Origin of the sequence: Novosphingobium rosa NBRC 15208 (assembly GCF_001598555.1) — a bacterium.
Classification (GTDB): Bacteria; Pseudomonadota; Alphaproteobacteria; order Sphingomonadales; family Sphingomonadaceae; genus Novosphingobium; species Novosphingobium rosa.
The window spans coordinates 22,669-38,261 of sequence record NZ_BCZE01000014.1 but is presented as its reverse complement, the minus strand read 5'-3'; the positions used below and the strand labels follow the sequence as shown (position 1 = coordinate 38,261).

Here is a 15,593-nt window from a genome sequence, read left to right as displayed (position 1 = left end):
GGCCGGGAGATAGTTCATGGCCCTTCGTTTGTTGCAGCATCGCGCCGAAAACGGCGCGCGTTCCGTGATCTTTGCCGATGGCGGCGAAGCCCATTTCCTGACCGGCGTTGCCACCACCCGCGAACTGGCTGAAAGCGCCATCGCGCAGGGGATTTCGCTGGCCGCCGCCGCCCGCGCCGCCACCAAGGGGATCGCTGTGGACATCGCCGCGGAACTGGCCGCCGGTAATCTGCTCGCCCCCATCGACCATGCCGATCCGGCTCACCTGCTGATGACCGGCACCGGCCTGACGCATCTGGGTTCAGCCGAGGGCCGCAACAAGATGCATGCCGCCGCCGCTGCGGGCGAAAAGCTGACCGATTCCATGCGCATGTTCCTTGAGGGCCTCGAAGGCGGCAAGCCCGCCGCTGGCGCCGTGGGCCAGCAGCCCGAGTGGTTCTACAAGGGCAATGGCTTCGGTCTGGTCGCCCCCGGCGAGGCCTTCACCATGCCCGCCTTCGCTCAGGACGGCGGCGAAGAGCCCGAACTGGCCGGTATTTATCTGATCGGCACGGATGGCACCCCCTTCCGCCTCGGCTTCGCGCTGGCCAATGAGTTCTCGGACCATATCACCGAGCGTCACAACTACCTGTGGCTGGCCCATTCCAAGCTGCGTCAGGCCTCTCTGGGCGCCGAACTGCTGATCGACGAGACCCCGGAAGACGTGCGCGGCACCAGCCTGATCCGCCGCGATGGCGCGGTGATCTGGGAAAAGCCCTTCCTCTCGGGCGAGGCGAACATGTCGCACTCGATCGCCAATCTGGAGCATCATCACTTCAAATATGAGTTGTTCCGCAATCCCGGCGACATTCACGTCCATTTCTTCGGCACCGCGACGCTGTCTTTCAGCGACGATATCGCCACGCAGGAAGGCGATGTGTTCGAGATTGCCGCCGCGCCCTTCACCCTGCCGCTGGCCAATGGGCTGAGCCGCGCGGATGCCGTGAACGTGGCGGTCAAGGCCCTGTAAATGAGCCCGATCCGTATCGCCATCGTGGGCCTCGGCAAGATCGCCCGCGACCAGCATCTGCCCGCCATCGCGGGCAACGATGCCTTCACGCTGGCCGCCACGGTCAGCCCGCGCGGCACGCCCCTTGAGGGTGTGCCCAACTTCCGCAGCCTTGAAGAGCTGCTGGAGAGTGACACGGCTGTCGATGCGGTGGCGCTCTGCACCCCGCCTCAGGTGCGTTACGATCTGGCCACTCTGGCGCTGAGCAAGGGGGTTCACACCTTCCTTGAAAAGCCCCCCGGCGCCACGCTGGCCGAGGTGGCAGTGCTGAGCGAGCAGGCCGACAAGGCCGGTGCTTCGCTGTTTGCCTCATGGCATTCGCGCTATGCGGCGGGTGTTGCTCCCGCGAAGGCATGGCTGGCCGCGCGCGAGATCAAATCGGCGAAGATCATCTGGCGCGAGGATGTGCGCGTCTGGCATCCCGGTCAGGACTGGATCTGGGAAAGCGACGGGCTGGGCGTCTTCGATCCGGGCATCAATGCGCTCTCCATCGCGACGCATATCCTGCCGCGCCCCTTCTTCCTGAAAGGCGCCACGCTGACCATCCCCGAGAACCGTCAGGCTCCCATCGCCGCCGATCTCTCCTTCACGGACACCAGCGGCGCGCCGATCCATATGGATCTCGACTGGCGCCAGACCGGCCCGCAAAGCTGGGACATCATCGTCGAGACAGACGAAGGCGCGCTGAAGCTAGCCAAGGGCGGCGCCGTGCTAAGCCTGCCCGATGGCAGCGGCGAAGTGCATGAGGATGAGGAATATCCCGGCCTCTATGCCCGCTTCGCCACGCTGGTGACGGAAGGGCGCAGCGATGTGGACATTGCCCCGCTGCGTCTGGTGGCCGATGCCTTCCTGCGCGGCAAACGCGAGGCCACCGAAGCCTTTGTCGAATAAAGCCTGCCGAAAGGCGGGCGCCCGGTCGCTCACTTCCCCTCCCTCGGCGTGAGCGGCCGGGATCTATCCCTGTTCCAGCCCGATGGCCTCATGCACGCGGGCCAGAGCGGCGCCCAGCGGGTCTTCCTCTCCCAGCAGGCGGAAGGTGCCATTGAGGGTGAAGAAGCAATGGCCATGCACCGTGGCCAGCAGTGAACGCGCCAGACCGTCAGCCTCATCGCGGCGTTCGAGCGGCAAGGCTTCGGCCACCACTTCCACCACGATCTGGGTGATTGCCTTCACCTTTTTGGCGTAATCTTCCGGTGTCGGCTCGCCCTCGGCCAGACGGAAATCATAGAGCGCTGCCCAGCTGTGGCGATGATGGGTGGCGAAATCGAAATAGGCAGTGATCGCAGCCTTCAACCTGTCGCCATGCGCCGCATCGAGCCCAGCGCGCAGATAATCGCGCCATAGATCGAGCGTACGCCCGTTGATCGCCAGCATCAGCCCGTCATAGCTGCCGAAAACATTGTAGAGCGTGCCGATCGAATAGCCGATCCGCTTGGCCACCTCGCGCGCGGAGAAACGCGCAAAGCCCACCTGCGAGAGCTGGCGATGGCCTTCATGCACGATCATCTCGCGCAATTCGCTTCGCGTGTGATCCGATCTGCGTCCCATGGGGCTTGCTCTGCCAGCGGTGCGGGCGAGAGGCAAGCGCTCAAATGAACAGCGATCATTATTTTTATTGAACGATGTATATTTTTATGCGAGAGGATGTTTCGCGACAGGGAGGTCGAGTCACAGCCCTTCCCTATCCACACAGATTTCACGCTAAATTCGTGCATAAAGTTTGCATTTCGACCGAATTCTTAAGAACAACACGCCCAAATCGTCATCCTCTTGCGATTGAAGGAACTGTCACGATGTCATCCCCCCAACTTTCGCTGCTCGCCAGGCGCCGGTTCGGACCGATCTTCCTCGTGCAGTTCCTGGGCGCGTTTAACGACAATCTGCTCAAATTCGCGATGCTCTTCCTTGCGAATTTCGGGCTTTACGCCGCGCAGCCCGCCAAGGCCAAGATGCTGGCCGCCATCGCCACCGGCCTGTTCATCCTGCCTTATTTCCTGTTCTCGGCCCTCTCCGGCCAGATCGCCGACCATATGGACAAGGCGAAACTCATCCGCTGGATCAAGGCGGCGGAGATCCTCATCATGGGGGTGGGTCTGCTGGGCTTCTGGCAGCAATCGGTGGCGCTGCTGCTGCTTGCTCTGTTTGCGATGGGCTTGCATTCCACCCTCTTCGGCCCGGTCAAATACTCCATCCTGCCCCAGCATCTGGGCACGGATGAGATCATGGGCGGCACCGGCCTGATCGAGGGCGGCACCTTCCTCGCCATCCTCGGCGGGCAGTTGTTGGCGGGGGTGATCACGCCCTGGACCTCGGGTCTGGTGCTGATGGGCCTTGCCGCGCTGGGTTTTGTGGTCAGCCTTGGCGTCCCTTCCGCCCCGCCTTCGGGCCGCAGCGACAGGATCGACTGGAACGTGTTCCGCGGCACCTGGAACATCCTGACCATCGCGCATGAAGGCCGCGGCGTGTGGCTGGCCATTCTGGGCACCAGTTGGTTCTTCGCGGTGGGAGCGGTGCTGGTGTCCGAATTCGCGCCGCTGGTCTCGGACACGCTGGGCGCCACGCAGGAGGTGGCGACGGCCTTCCTGATCGTCTTCTCGCTGGCCGTCGCGGCGGGCGCTCTGGCGGTCAACATGCTGCAAAAGGGTGAGGTTTCCGCGCGTTATGTGCCCGCCTCGGCGCTGGGTCTGGCGCTGGGCATGATCGGCCTGTGGCTGGTGACGCGCGGCTTCACCCCTCAGGTCACCAATGCTTCGCTGAGCCAGTTCATGGCCACGCCCGGCTCGACGGCGATTGTCATCGCACTGGCCGTCATCGCCTTTTGCGGCGGCATGTTTGTCGTGCCGCTCTATGCCATCATTCAGGTCTACAGCCCCGAGGGTGAATGTTCGCGGGTGATCGCGGCCAACAACATCGTCAATGCCGCCATCACCGTGGCTGCCGTGCTGGTGGTAACGGCGCTGCTCGCCGCCGGGGTGGATGTGCCCGATCTGGTGGGCGTGCTGGGCTTTGCCACGCTGATCGTCGCGGTGGTGAGCATCTGGCTGCTGCCCGAAACCCTGTTCAAGGATGTGATCCGCCTGATCCTGCGCGCCCTCTACCGCGTCGAGGTCAAGGGCCTCGACCATATGCCGCGCGAGGGTCAGCGCGCCGTGGTGGTGGTCAACCACCTCTCCTTCCTCGATGGCGTGCTGCTTGGCGCTTTCCTGCCCGGCAAGCCCACATTCGCCGTCCACACCGCCATCGCCAGGGCATGGTGGATCAAGCCCTTCCTCGCGCTCTTCAAGGCCTTCCCGGTCGATCCCACCAACCCCATGGCCGCCAAGGCGATGGTCAAGACAGTGCGCGAGGGCAACACGCTGGTGATCTTCCCCGAAGGCCGCATCACCGTGACCGGCGCGCTGATGAAGGTGTTCGACGGCCCCGGCATGGTGGCCGACCGCGCCGACGCCCCGATCATCCCGATCCGCCTTGATGGCCCGCAATACACGCCCTTCAGCCGTCTGCGCGGCAAGCTGCGGCTGCGCTGGTTCCCCAAGGTGACGATCACCGTGCTGCCCCCGCGTCGCTTTCACATCGAAGGCGAGATGAGCGCCCGCGCCCGCCGCGCCATCGCCGGACGCCGCCTCTATGACGAGATGAGCGGCATGATCTTCGTCACCTCGCAGACCGACCGCACGCTGTTCTCGGCCCTGTGCGAGGCGCGCGCCATCCACGGCGGCACGGCGAAAGTGCTGGAGGATGTGAAGCGCGAGCCGCTCTCCTATGATCGCATGCTGGTGGGCACCCGCCTGCTGGGCAAGCGCCTTGCCACCACCACCACGCAGGGCGAGGTTGTCGGCGTGCTGCTGCCCAATGTGAATGGCGCGGTGGTAGGATTCTTTGCCTTGCAGGCCATCGGTCGCGTGCCTGCCATGCTGAACTTTACCGTGGGTCTGGCCAATATGCGATCGGCCTGCAGCACGGCGGGCATCCGCAGCATCGTGACGGCGCGCGCCTTTGTCGATCAGGCCAAACTGACAGACATCGTGGCCTCTCTGGAAGCCGACGGCCTGCGCATCACCTATCTGGAGGATCTGGCCGCCACCATCGGCAGCTTCGAAAAACTCTGGGCTCTGCTGACGGTAAAAGGTAGCGCGAAACGCCACGAAAGACTGGCGATCAGCCCGGACGCCTCGGCGGTGATCCTCTTCACCTCCGGCTCGGAGGGTGTGCCCAAGGGCGTAGTGCTCAGCCACCGCAACCTGCTCTCCAATCTGGCGCAGCTGGCCGCACGGGTGGATTTCAACGCCAACGATGTGGTGCTGAACGCCCTGCCGGTTTTCCATTCCTTCGGCCTGACGGGGGGCACGCTGCTGCCGCTGCTCAATGGCATCCGCACGGTGATGTATCCCAGCCCGCTGCATTACCGCATCGTGCCGGCGCTGGCCTATGATGCCAATGCCACCATCATGTTCGGCACAGACACCTTCCTTTCGGGCTATGCCCGCATGGCGCATGGCTATGATTTCTATTCGCTGCGCTACATCTTTGCAGGCGCCGAGAAAGTGCGCGACGAAACCCGCAAGACCTATGCCGAGAAATTCGGCCTGCGCATCATGGAGGGCTATGGCGCCACCGAATGCGCGCCGGTGATTGCGGTCAACACGCCGATGCATTTCCAGGCGGGCACCGTGGGCCGCCTGCTGCCCGGCATTGAGGCCCGGCTGGAGCCCGTCCCCGGCATTGCCGAGGGCGCGCGGCTCTACGTTCGCGGGCCCAATGTGATGGCGGGCTATATGCTCGCCAGCGCGCCGGGCGTGCTGCAACCGCCGGTCGAGGGCTGGCACGACACGGGCGACATCGTCACGCTGGACGATGACGGCTTCGTCACCATCCGGGGCCGCGCCAAGCGCTTCGCCAAGATCGGTGGCGAGATGGTCAGCCTGCCTGCGGTGGAAGGCTATGCCGCCCAGTGCTGGCCCGGCTTTGCCCATGCCGTGGTGACCCGCCCCGATCCCAAGAAGGGCGAGGTGCTGGTGCTGTTCACCACCTGCCCGGACGCGCAGGCGCGGGATCTCCAGCAATGGGGCCGCCTGCATGGCGCCACCGAGCTGATGATCCCGCGCGACATCCGCGTGATGAGCGAGCTGCCCGTGCTGGGCACCGGCAAGGTGGATTACGTCACGCTGGGCGAGTTGGCGCTCAGCGCCGCCAGCACATCTTCGGATGAACCGGAAAACGAGGACGAGCCTGCATAAAACCTGAAATCCGGGCCGGGTGAGCGCCTTTTCATGGCAGCCTCCCGGCCCGATCCTCAAGGTTGATGCGTGAACGTCACTTGAATTATACATCGTGCAATTTAAATTGCACGGCGCTCAATTTCACGTTAGCCTGCTGCCTCGACTCTGGTGGAGACCGGCATGACCTTCCTTCTGCTGATCGGCGTGATCGTTCTTGGCGGCCTGCTGCATGATACGCGCAAACGCCTTGCGGCGGTTGAAAAAGCGCTGAAAGCGGAAGGTGCCCTCACGCCCGCTGCGCCGAAGCTCGTCGCCACGCCGAAAACTGTCGCCAAGCCCACCATCACTCCATGGCTGGCCAAGCCGGACCCGCTGCCCGAAAAGGCAGTTGAGGAACCGCACCTCGCCCCCGTCGTCGAGGAGCCTGTAGCCACACCGCTCGAACACCCCGCCGAGATCGTCGAGGCGCCGGAAGCCACCACGCCTCCGCCCGCCGAACCGGTGCCCCTTCCACAGCAGGCTGTGCCCGCCGCCGCCAAACCCCGCCGCCAGAGCGCCGGTTTCGAGGATCTCTTTGGCCGCAAGCTGCCGATCTGGGCCGGCGGCATCACCCTGCTGATCGCCGCGGCTCTGCTGGTGCGTTATTCCATCGACGCCGGGCTGCTCTCGCCCGTGGTGCGCGTGGTGATGGGCGCCATCTTCGGCTTCACCCTGATCGCAGGCGCGGAGATCACCCACCGCAAACCCGCGCTCGCGGCCGACCCGCGCATCCCACAAGCACTGTCGGGCGCGGGCATCGGCAGCCTCTATGCCGCCACGCTGGCAGCCGCCAATCTCTACGGTCTGATCGGCCCCATCGCCGCCTTTGCCGCTTTGGCCTGCGTCACCGGCGGAGCGATGGCGCTGGCCTTGCGCTTCGGCGCGCCCAGCGCCCTGCTTGGGCTGGTCGGAGGCCTTGCCGCCCCGGCGCTAGTGCAATCCCATTCATACAATCCGCCAATGCTGGCCGCCTATATCGCGCTGGTCGTCACCGCGCTGACAATGCTTTCGCGCCGCCAGCGCTGGGTCTGGCTGGGCGTCAGCGCGCTCGTGGGCGGCGCGGGCTGGAGCCTGCTGATGATCGCCATGGGCGGGTTGGACACGCTGTCAGCCCTCTGCATCGGCGCGCTGATCCTGCTGCTGGGCCTCGGCCTGCCCGTGCTCGCGACCACCGAGCGCCACACCACCCTGCTGCGCGGTGCTTCCGCCACCGTCGCCGCGCTGCAACTGGCGGCGCTGGTAGCGACAGGCGATTTCGCGCCGCTGACCTGGGGCCTCTATGGCCTGCTTTCCGCCGGTTTCGTCTGGCTGACCACCCGCGTCCCCGCACTGCGCCCGCTGCTGATCCTGCCGCTGCTTACCGCGCTGAGCCTGCTGGCCATCTGGCCCGATCCTCACAAGGATATCTTCATCGTGGTGCTGGCCGGGATCACGCTGATCCATGGCGGCCCGGCGCTCCACCATCTGCGCCGCGCCGCCGGTTTGCCCGAGGCAGCCTCGCTGGCCGCCATCGCCTTGGCCGGTTTCGTGATCACCTGCTGGCATTTCGATCCCTCAACCGGCCATACGGCGCTGCTGGCGCTGTGCTTCGCCGTCTTGCCAGCTCTGGGCGCCACCCTGACATGGGCGAGCGCCCGCGCGCCCGAAGGCGATCCCTTCGCCATGCAGGCCGGCGCCTCAGCCGTGCTGATCGCCTTCGCCGCCATGATCGCGCTGCCCGCATGGGCCGCTCCCGCGCCGCTGGCGGTGGTGGCCTTCGCCACGCTGGCGCTGGCCAGCCGGGCGCGCAACCGCCGCCTGTCGCATATCGCCCTGCTGGGGCTTGGCAGCAGCCTGATCGCGCTGAGCATCACCGGCTCGCCCGGTGCCGAGTTCCGCCGTCTGGTGCAGGACAGCGGCTTCGCCCTGCCCGGCGCGTCGCTGATCCGCTGGGGGCTGGTCGCGGCATCGGCCGTCGGCTTTGCTCGCCTGCTGATGGCTCCGCGTGAGCGCATGGCGCTGCAAGGCCTCGCCGCGCTGCTGACCTATGGCGCGCTGGCGCAGTTGCTGCCCGCGCCATGGCTGGCCCCGGCTTGCGCGTTGGCCCTGCTGGGCCTGAGCGAGATCATGCGCCGCCGTTCAGCCTTCGATCTGTTGCCCGCCCTGCTGATGACCAGCGCCATCGGCGGACTCTGGGCGCTACAGCCTTTGGGCCTGTGGTTGACGGCAGGTCTGCTCTCGGTGGCTGCCCAGCCCGTGCTGGCCAGCACCCTGCCCACCCCGCTTGAGGCCCTGCGCCAGCTGTTGCTGCCCGCCTTGCTGGCAGGCTTCGCCCTCTGGCGTCAGCGCGGCCAGCGCCTGCCGGCAAACCTCTGGCTGCCGCTGGCTGGAACCCTCGGCGCGCTGGCGGTGGTGGCGCTGCACGTGCTGTTCAAGCAAATCTTCGCGCTGAAGGATGTTCAAGGCTTCATCGCGCTGGGCATGGCCGAAAGAACCCTGTGGCAAGCCCTGCTGATCGGCGGAGGCATCGCCCTGTGGCGCTTTGTCCGCCGCCCCGTCGCGGCTCTGGCGCTGATCGGCGCGGGGCTGGCCCATGCCCTGCTCTATACCGTGGCGCTGCATAATCCGCTCTGGGCCGAGCAAGCGGTGGGCCCGCTGCCCGTCGCCAATCTGCTGCTGCCCGCCTATGGCCTGATCTTCCTCGCTCTGGCGCTGCCGGGCCGGATCATGCCCGCATGGGAGCGCCTGACCGCAAGGCCCGTGGAATGGGCGCGCATCGCGCTGATCCCGCTCCTCGCCGCCTCGCTGCTGCGCCAGCTTTTCGCCGGAAGCATGCCCGCCGCCCAGCCCATCGGCGCCGGCGAAAGCATTCTCTGGTCGCTGACGGCGCTGTCTCTGGCGGTGGCCTATCTGGTCTGGGGCATCCGCCGCCGCGCCGACAGCGCCTCGCGCGACTGGCGCATCGCCTCGCTGGTGCTGATGCTGGCGGCGGTGGGCAAGGTATTTCTGCTCGATGCCTCGGGGCTGGAGGGGCTGGCGCGGATCGGGTCGTTCCTGGCGCTAGGCTTCAGCCTGATCGGCGTGGGCTGGCTCTACAGCCGCTATCTCAAACCCACCGCCTAGGAAATTTATCCTTGGCGGCAAGCATGATGCATCCAAACCGCCGTCACGGCATTTCCTTCACGCAGGCCATAATCCCAGCGTGAAGGAAACGCCTTTGAGACTTTTTGCTCCACGCCCGCTCGGCCTGAAGGGATGCGCCTGATGCGGCGCTGGGGGCCACTCGCCCTGAACGACACCACAGTGCGCTTCCAGCTCTGGGCGCCCAACCAGACGCAGCTGCACCTTGTGATCGAGGGCAGTGAGCCCGCGCCGATGCAGAAACAAGCCGACGGCTGGTTCACGCTGGACACCCCAGCCACGCCCGGCGCCCGCTATCGCTTTCAGCTGGCAGACGGCACGCTGGTGCCTGATCCCGCCTCCCGCGCGCAAAGCGATGGCGTTCATGGCTGGAGCGTGGTGACCGATCTTGCCAACCACGCATGGCGAGTGGCCCAATGGCAAGGCCGCCCATGGGAAGAGGCGGTCATTCAGGAGATTCATCCCGGGCTGTGTGGGGGCTTTGCCGGCGTCATGCGCGATCTGCCTCGCCTCGCCGCGCTGGGCGTGACCGCCATCGAGCTGATGCCGGTGGCGGCGGTTTCGGGTGCGCGCAACTGGGGATATGATGGCGTGCTGCCCTTCGCCCCCGCCGAGGCTCTGGGCAGCCCGCAAGAGCTTCAGGCGTTGGTCGATGCCGCGCATGGGCTGGGGCTGATGGTGCTGCTCGATGTGGTCTACAATCACTTCGGGCCCGATGGGCATTATATCCCGCTCTACGCGCCCGAATTCCTCCATGCCGAGACCATGACCCCATGGGGCGGCGCGGTGGCGGTGGACAGGCCGGAGGTGGCGGCTTTCTTCCTCGAAAACGCGCTGCAATGGCTGGAGGCCTATCGCTTCGACGGGCTGCGCTTCGATGCGGTGCATGCCATCGGCAACAGGGCTTTTCTGGAGAGGCTGGCTGGCGAAATCCGCAGCGCTGTTCAGCCGGGCCGACACATCCACCTGATCCTCGAAAACGAGCATAATGATGCCGCGCTGCTGGCGCCGGGCCTTTACGAGGCGCAGTGGAACGATGATTTTCACAATGTCCTGCATGTCCTGCTGACCGGAGAACATGCAGGCTATTATCAAGATTTTGCGGAAAAACCGGCAGAAAAACTGGCCCGCTGCCTCTCGCAGGGCTTCATCTATCAGGGCGAGCCCTCCCCCCATCAGAACGGCAAGACGCGTGGCACGCCCAGCGGAGATTTGCCGCCCAGCGCCTTTGTCAGCTTCCTGCAAAACCACGATCAGATCGGCAATCGCGCTCTGGGCGAAAGGCTGACGCTGCTCACCGATCACGAGCGCCTGCGCGCCGCCACCGCGCTGCTGCTGCTCTGCCCGCAGATCCCGCTGTTCTTCATGGGCGACGAGCGGGGATCGCGCTCCCCCTTCCTGTTCTTCACCGACTTCCACGATGACCTCGCAGACATCGTCCGAGAAGGCCGCCGCCGCGAATTCGCCCATTTCCCGGCCTTCTCCGCTGAGGCCAGCCGCGCCCGCATCCCCGATCCCAATGCGCTCAGCACCTTCGAAGCCTCCATGCCCGTCCCCGGCCCCGATGGCAAAGCATGGCAAGCCCTCTACCGCGATCTGCTAGCCCTGCGCGCCGCGCAGATCGCCCCCCGGCTGAAAGGCGCCGCCGCCCTGGGCGCGCAAGCCACAGGCGAAAGAGCCGTGCGCGCCGCATGGCGTCTGGGCGATGGCACGGCGCTGACACTGGCCCTCGATCTGGGCGACAACCCCGCCCTGCCCGTCGCGCAAGACCATTTGCTCTGGCGCGAAGGCCTGCGCTTCGCCGCATGGCTGGCCCCGGCATGACCATGCTCGACGATCTGGCGCAGGCCGCAGGCGTGGCCCGGCACTGGCGCGATGCCCGCCAGCAAGGCCAGACCGTGAGCGACGAAACGCTCATAGCCGTGCTGGCCGCTCTGGGTTACCCAGCGCACACCGGGCCCCAGCAGCGCGACAGCCTGCAGCAGATCGCCGCTCAGAATCTGGCGCCACCGAGTCTGATCACCGGCGATATCGGCCAGCCGATTGCTCTGCCGCAGGCCCTCGCTGAAGCCCGCCAGGCTGATCTGCTGGCCGAACAGGGCGAATTTTCCCGCCTGACGGTGAAAGAAGGCTGTCTGCCCGCCCTCCACCAGCCCGGCTATCACCAGCTTACAATCGCCGGGCATCAGCTGACGCTGGCCATAACCCCGCCCCGCTGCCCCCCGCTGACCGCGACAGACCACAAGCGCTGGGGCGTGGCGGTGCAGGTGCCGTCTTTGCGGGCATCGGCAGGCAGCGCCTATGGCACGCTGGACGATCTCCCTGGGCTGATCGCGGCTCTGACCCGGCACGGCGCCGATGCGGTGGCGATCAGCCCGGTCCATGCGCTGTTCCCCGGCGATGGCCTGCACGTCAGCCCTTACAGCCCCTCGAGCCGCCTGTTTCTTAATGGAGCGCTGGCCGCGCCGGTTGCGGATACAGCATCGGACGGGCTGATCGACTGGGCCACCGCCGTCCCCCGCCAATTCGCCCGGATGCAGACAGAGCATGCGCAACTGTCGGAAGCTGAGCGCAGCGCTCTGGCCGGATGGGCTCAGCAGCAAGGCCCCGCGCTGCATCGTCACGCACTGTTCAACGTCCTCCGGCGCCAGTTCGCCGCCCTGCCATGGCAGCAATGGCCCGCAGCCTTCCACGATCCCGATGGCGAGGCCGCCCGCAAGGCAGCCGCCAACCATAGCGAAGAGATCGGCCTCCATCTCTTTATTCAGCGACAAGCGCAGCAGGCCCTGACCCAAGCCCAACACGCCGCCCGCTCGCAGGGCATGGGCATCGGGCTGATCGCCGATCTGGCTGTCGGCGTCGATCCGGGCGGCAGCGACGCGTGGTCCATGGGCAGCGCCATGCTGCGCGGCCTGACCATCGGCGCTCCGCCTGATCCATTGGGGCCGCTGGGGCAGAACTGGGGCCTCACCAGTTTTTCGCCGCAGGGCCTGCGCGCCACCGCCTTCGCCCCTTTCATCGCCATGCTGCGCGCGGCTCTGGCCCATGCCGGAGGCCTGCGGATCGATCATGCCTTCGGGCTGGAAAGACTCTGGGTGGTGCCGGAGGGCTTTTCGGCGGCTCAGGGCGCCTATCTCTCCTATCCACGCACCGATTTGCTGCGGATCATCACACTGGAAGCTCATCGCGCCGGAGCCGTCATCATCGCCGAAGACCTTGGCACGCATCCCTCCGGCTTCGCTCAGGCCATCACGGAGAGAGGCATGGCCGGCATGCGCGTGCTGTGGTTCGAGCGTGACAAAAACGGCGACTTCCGCCCGCCTGCCAGCTTCACGCCCCTCAGCGTGGCCATGACCGGCACGCATGATACACCCACCGTGGCGGGCTGGTGGCACGGGCGCGATCTGGCCTGGGACCGGGCGCTGCGCCGCCGCACCCCGCCCGCTCTGGCCATGGCCGAAACCGAAAGGGTGGTCGACCGCGCCGCCCTCTGGTCCGCCATGGAGCAGATCCCGCCTCCCCCCGCACCAGAGGTCACCACGCCTGTGGTCGATGCCGCGCTGGAGCATATCGGCAAGGCCGGCTCCGGACTTGCCATCATTCCACTGGAGGATGTGCTTGGATTGCAGGAACAACCCAATCTGCCGGGCACCAGCACAGAGCATCCCAACTGGCGCCGCCGCCTGCCCGCGCCTTTCGATGACCTGGCCGCCAGCCCCACCATCGCCGCCCGCCTCGACCTGATCAACCGGAGCCGCCGCGCATGACCTTGTCCGCCCTCCCCCGCGCCACCTACCGCCTGCAACTGCATGGCGGCTTTACCTTTACCGATGCCGAGACAATCGTGCCCTATCTGGCCGCGCTGGGGGTGAGCCACCTCTATGCCTCGCCGATCACCATGGCCGCGCGGGGATCGCTTCATGGCTATGATGTGATCGATCCGCGCCGGATCAATCCCGAACTGGGCGACGAGGCAGGACTGATCCGTCTGGTGGAGGCGCTGCGCGCGCATCAGATGGGGCTGATCGTGGATATCGTGCCCAATCATATGGGCGTGTCGGGCGACAACAACGCCTGCTGGATCGATGTGCTGGCCAGAGGACGCGCCAGCCCGCATGCGAAGCTATTCGATATCGACTGGGAGCAGCCCATCGCCTTGCCGGTGCTGGACAGCTCGTTGGAAGACAGCATCGCCTCCGGTGCGGTCAGGCTGGTGAAGCAAGGCGAAACCCGCAGCCTGCAGGTGGGAGGCGGCACGATCTACCCCCTGCGCGATGACGATCCGGATCTTCACAGCATCTCTGCGGACAATCACGCCGAAATCCTCGCCCTAATCCAACGCCAGCACTACCGCCTGATCGACTGGCGCACGGCCAATGACACGCTCAACTGGCGGCGCTTTTTCGCGATCAACGATCTGGCCGGGGTGCGGGTGGAGGATCAGGCTGTCTTCGCCTTCACCCATCAGCTGTTTCTCGATCTTTTCGCGCGCGGGCTGATCGATGGCGTGCGTGTCGATCATGTGGACGGGCTGGCGGATCCCACTGCCTATTGCCGCCAGTTGCGTGACGCATTGCACACGGCGGGGAATGGCCGCGAACCCTATATCGTGGTGGAGAAAATTCTTGCCTGCGGGGAAGACCTTCCCCCCGAATGGCCGGTGCAAGGCACCACTGGCTATGATTTCATGCGCGAGGTCAGCGGCTTGCTGCATGATGCTGCGGGCATGGCTCAACTCTCCACGCTCTGGGCGCGGATTAGCGGGCGCTCAGCCGATTTCACGCAGGAGGCGCTGCAAGGCCGTCGCGATATGCTCTCATGGCAGTTCGAGGGCCAGTTGAACGCCTGCCTCGACAGTCTGCAAAGGTTGGCCACGGCATCAGGTCAAGCGCCGACACGCGGCATGCTGCGCCGGGCTGTCGCAGGCCTGCTCCATGTGTTTCCCGCCTATCGCACCTATGGCACCGGCGAAACCGCCCTGCCCGGAGACGCCCCATGGCGCCGGGCCGCCCGCAAGGCCATGGCGGCGCCCCCCGGCGAAGGCTGGGTGGCTGATCTGATCCTTGGCTGGCTGGCGGGCGAAGGCCCCGGCGATGCCGCCCTGAAAGCCGACGCCGTCCGCCGCTTCCAGCAACTGAGCGCCCCCATCGCCGCCAAGGGCGTGGAGGACACCGCCTTCTACCGTTACGGCGCTCTGCTCTCGACCAACGATGTCGGCTTCGATCCCGCCGAGCCCGCGCTATCGGTCGAGGCGTTCCATCAGGCCATGGCGCAACGCGCCAGCCATCACCCAGGCGCCATGCTGGCCCTCGCCACCCATGACCACAAGCGCGGCGCCGATGCACGGGCGCGGCTCTCGGTGCTCAGCACCATTCCCGGCCTGTGGGAGGAGACGGCTCAACGCTGGATCGCGCTGGCTGCGCCCTTGGCGCAAAAGGTCGATCAGGGCGATCTCTACCTGTTGTTTCAGGCCATGGTCGGCGCATGGGAAGGCGCGCTGGACGAGGCGCTGCTCCACCGATTGCACGCCTGGCAAGGCAAGGCCCTGCGCGAGGCCCGGCTGCGCTCGTCATGGGAAGCGCCCGATGAAGCCTGTGAGGCCCGCTGCCGCGATCTGGCCTCCGCCCTCTTCGCCAGCGAAGCATTCCTTGCGGATGCCCGGCAGTTTCTGGACGCTCTGGCCGCTCCGGCGCTGGCGGCCAGCCTGGGCCAGACCGCGCTGCATCATTTGGCGCCCGGCGTGCCCGACATCTATCAGGGCGGCGAGTTGGGCGATTTCAGCATGGTCGATCCCGACAACCGCCGTCCGGTGGATTTCGCCCGCCGTGCCGTGCTGCTGGCCGATCCACAGGGTGACCCGAAACTCGATCTGATCGCCCAATTGCTCAGCCTGCGCCGCCATGGCCATGCACTGGCGCTGGGGGATTATCGGCCTCTGGAGGTCACGGGACGCCGCGCGGAGCATGTGGTGGCTTTCCTGCGCCGCCATGGCGATGAGGCGCTGTGTTGCGCCGTCGCCATCAGGCTGGGCAAGCCGCTGTTTGGCGGAGCCCTCGCCTATCCCCCGCCCGACTGGTGGGAAGACACCGCCATCCACCATCAGGGCAACGCCTGGCTGGCGCGGGATCTCTTCGGCGGTCAGGTGTGGAGCGTTGCGCCCGCCTGAT

8 protein-coding genes are annotated in these 15,593 nt (G+C 66.2%); 7 read left to right on the top strand and 1 reads right to left on the bottom strand.

Annotated features, from left to right (window positions below; all coding sequences use genetic code 11):
* The first annotated feature begins 16 nt into the window (after positions 1-16).
* Positions 17-1,009, top strand: a complete 993-nt coding sequence (araD1, locus tag SR3_RS06335; RefSeq protein ID WP_068082438.1) for an AraD1 family protein — start codon at positions 17-19, stop codon at positions 1,007-1,009.
* Positions 1,010-1,939 (top strand): Gfo/Idh/MocA family protein, encoded by a 930-nt coding sequence (locus SR3_RS06330; protein WP_068082436.1) that lies wholly within the window; start codon positions 1,010-1,012, stop codon positions 1,937-1,939.
* 63 nt (positions 1,940-2,002) lie between these two features.
* On the opposite strand, the gene SR3_RS06325 is transcribed toward SR3_RS06330, so the two are convergent.
* A complete protein-coding gene (locus tag SR3_RS06325) occupies positions 2,003-2,596 on the bottom strand; it encodes a TetR/AcrR family transcriptional regulator (RefSeq protein ID WP_068082434.1) in 594 nt (197 codons plus the stop codon).
* 245 nt (positions 2,597-2,841) lie between these two features.
* Here SR3_RS06325 and SR3_RS06320 point away from each other — a divergent pair, with 245 nt between their 5' ends.
* The 5 genes from SR3_RS06320 (at position 2,842) to treY (ending at position 15,592) form a co-directional block, all read left to right on the top strand.
* Positions 2,842-6,285 carry an acyl-[ACP]--phospholipid O-acyltransferase gene (locus tag SR3_RS06320; protein WP_245653799.1) on the top strand — a complete coding sequence of 1,148 codons (3,444 nt, stop codon included), beginning with the start codon at positions 2,842-2,844 and terminating at the stop codon, positions 6,283-6,285.
* Positions 6,286-6,447: 162 nt separating this feature from the next.
* Positions 6,448-9,408 (top strand): DUF2339 domain-containing protein, encoded by a 2,961-nt coding sequence (locus SR3_RS06315; protein ID WP_068082433.1) that lies wholly within the window; start codon positions 6,448-6,450, stop codon positions 9,406-9,408.
* 141 nt (positions 9,409-9,549) lie between these two features.
* Positions 9,550-11,250 (top strand): malto-oligosyltrehalose trehalohydrolase, encoded by a 1,701-nt coding sequence (gene treZ, locus SR3_RS06310; protein ID WP_157098667.1) that lies wholly within the window; start codon positions 9,550-9,552, stop codon positions 11,248-11,250.
* On the top strand, positions 11,247-13,193 hold the full coding sequence (gene malQ / locus SR3_RS06305) for a 4-alpha-glucanotransferase (protein ID WP_068082481.1): 1,947 nt from the start codon (positions 11,247-11,249) through the stop codon (positions 13,191-13,193). Before treZ ends, malQ begins: the two co-directional genes overlap by 4 nt.
* Positions 13,190-15,592, top strand: coding sequence for a malto-oligosyltrehalose synthase (treY, locus tag SR3_RS06300; protein ID WP_068082431.1), 2,403 nt, complete (start codon positions 13,190-13,192; stop codon positions 15,590-15,592). The genes malQ and treY overlap by 4 nt, the downstream gene beginning before the upstream one ends.
* The last annotated feature ends 1 nt before the right edge of the window (position 15,593 follow it).